The 2666-nt window shown below is 65.0% G+C and carries 2 protein-coding genes; both read right to left on the bottom strand.

Annotated elements, in window-relative coordinates:
* On the bottom strand, positions 1 to 1464 hold a 1464-nt coding region (gene ppsA, locus DBR22_RS16160; RefSeq protein ID WP_108599857.1), incomplete at its 3' end, for a phosphoenolpyruvate synthase.
* Positions 1465 to 1516: 52 nt separating this feature from the next.
* Positions 1517 to 2666 (bottom strand): HAD-IC family P-type ATPase (locus DBR22_RS16155; RefSeq protein ID WP_146187530.1); only part of this gene is annotated, 1150 nt, incomplete at its 5' end.

Below are 2666 nucleotides of genomic sequence, written 5' to 3'. Positions count from 1 at the left end.
GACCATGACGGCGGTCCTGGTCTCCGGCAGCGCCCCAAGGTCAACCTCCTCGACGTCGAAAGCCAGGGTGCCCTCGAAAATTTCCCCGTCTTCACCCCCGGCGCACGAAAGCGTGATGGGCATACCATCCGTCAGGACCGTGGTGCCGTTGCCGGTACCCACAACGGCAGGCACCCCCAGTTCGCGGCTGACAATCGCGGCATGGCTGGTAGGACCGCCATGATCGGTCACGATCCCGGCGGCGCGCTGCATGATGGGCACCCAATCGGGGTCGGTCATCCGCGTCACCAGGATGGCACCATCCTGGAAGTCCTCGATGTCTTTCGCATCCCGGATCACGCAGGCAACTCCGTGGGCAATCGATTCGCCTACAGCAGCACCGGAAGCCAGCAGCCGTCCCGATCCGCGGAGGTGATAGACGCTGAAGACTGACTCGCTGCGCCGCGCCTGGACAGTCTCCGGACGGGCCTGGACCATGAACAGTTCCCCCGTTGAGCCGTCCTTGGCCCACTCCATATCCATCGGACGCCCATAGTGCTTCTCCACCGACACTGCCCACCGGGCAAGGGTCACAATCTCAGGGTCTGTAAGGACGAAGGAACGCCGCTCCTGGTCCGCGGTGTCGACGGTCCTGGTCCGTGCATGCCCGCCCCGGCTGTAAACCATCTTCCGTTCCTTGGAGCCCAGCGTCTTCTCGATGATGGGCTCAAACTGCGGGTCCGCCAGCAACGGCTTGAACACCTGGTATTTATCGGGATTGATGCTGCCCTGGACCACCGTCTCCCCCAGTCCCCACGCGGCACTGATGAGCACGCTGCGCGGGAACCCGGATTCCGTATCGATGGAAAACATCACCCCGGAAGCGCCCAGGTCCGAACGCACCATCCTTTGGACGCCGATGGACAGTGCCACCTCCAGATGATCAAAACCCTTAATTTCGCGGTAGCTGATGGCCCGGTCAGTAAACAGCGAGGCATAACACCGCCGGCACGCCTCCATCAGCTCCCGTTCGCCTGCGATGTTCAGGAAGGTTTCCTGCTGACCGGCGAAGCTGGCGTCCGGCAGGTCCTCGGCAGTGGCGCTGCTTCGGACGGCCACCGAGGCCGCCGTGCGTCCGGTCCGCGTGGACAGGGCCCGGTAATGTTCCCTGATTGCCGTGGCTATGTCCGGCGGAAACTGCCCTTCAAGGATCAGCTCACGGATGGCTTCGCCTGCCTCGCGCAGCGTTTTCCGCTCCCCGCGGTAGTCATCGATGGCGGCGCGGATTCCCGGTTCCAGTCCGTTGGCAGCGATGTAGGCACGGTAGGCGGAGGCAGTGGTGGCAAAGCCCTCCGGTACGCGGACGCCCGAACCCAGCAGCGAGCGCGTTAGCTCACCGAGCGATGCGTTCTTGCCGCCAACCGAGGGCACGTCGGACATGCCGACGTCTTCGAGCCACACCACGTGAACGTCAGTCAGTGTCATCCGTGCATTCATGGCTCGATCCTCCCGTGCCCGATACAGCCGAAGCAGAGGCTTAGGTCCTACGGCTTCCGCCCTTCGCCCGCCGCAGTGTCCGCTTGTACAGCCAGTCGGCAGCGAATACGGCAGGTACCGCCAAGGCCGCGACGGCGAAACCCGGCATGGGCGGCGGAAGCTGTCCCAGGACGGAGGACAAAGGGATCACATAGAGGCAGACCACCAGGGCACCGATTTCCGCCAGCACCGCCCCGAGCAGCAGCCGGTTGGAGAACCAGCCCAGCCGCCACGGCGGCAAGGAAGCGCTGCGGCATGCGAAGGCATTTGCCAGCTGGCCAAGCACTACGGCGGTAAAGGCTGCTCCGGAGGCCGCCATCAGCAGCGCGGAATCATGGGGGTCTCCGCGTGTCCACCCGCCGCCGAACAGCACCGTCGAAAACGCCGCCATAGCCACCGCTGCTTCTACGGGTCCCAGGATGCAGAACACGCGGAACATCAGGGCGCGGTCCATCAGGTGCCGTCTTTCCGGGGGCCGCTTCAGCACTCCTTTGCTGGGGGCTTCGCCGCCAAGGGCGAGCGCAGGAAGCAGGTCCGTGCCGATATCCAGGGCCAGGATCTGAAGTACGCCCAAGGCGAGGGGAAACTGGCCACCGGACAGGGCCCAGATGACGAACGGCGTCAGTTCGGCCACGTTGTCTGTCAGGTGGTAGGTCAGGAAGCGGCGGATATTCGAGTAGGTTGCCCTGCCTTGTTCTATGGCTGCCACGATCGTGCCGAAGTGGTCGTCCAGAAGCACCAGGTCAGCGGCTTCACGCGCAACGTCAGTTCCGCTGAGCCCCATCGCTACCCCGATGTCGGCTTCCTGCAGCGCGGGACCGTCATTGACGCCGTCGCCCGTCATGGCCACCACGTGGCCGCGGCTCTGCAGGGCCCTGGCCACGCGCAGCTTCTGTTCCGGGGACACCCGGCTCACCACGATGCCGTCCCTGTCGAGCAGGGCGCCGAGGATTTGCTCGTCCTCTGGAAGCTGGAAACCTTCGACCACGGTCTCCGGGGATCCCATCAAACCGATTTCCCTGGCAATGGCGGCGGCTGTGGCCGGGTGGTCACCGGTGATCATGCCGACCCGGATCCCGGCTCCGCGGGCAGTACTGATCACCTCGGCGACGTCCGGCCGCGGCGGGTCGTGGAGGGCGATCAGCCCCAGG

Origin of the sequence: Arthrobacter sp. HMWF013, from assembly GCF_003061105.1 — a bacterium.
In the GTDB taxonomy this organism is placed as follows: domain Bacteria; phylum Actinomycetota; class Actinomycetes; order Actinomycetales; family Micrococcaceae; genus Arthrobacter.
This window is presented reverse-complemented; position numbering and strand designations above follow the sequence as displayed.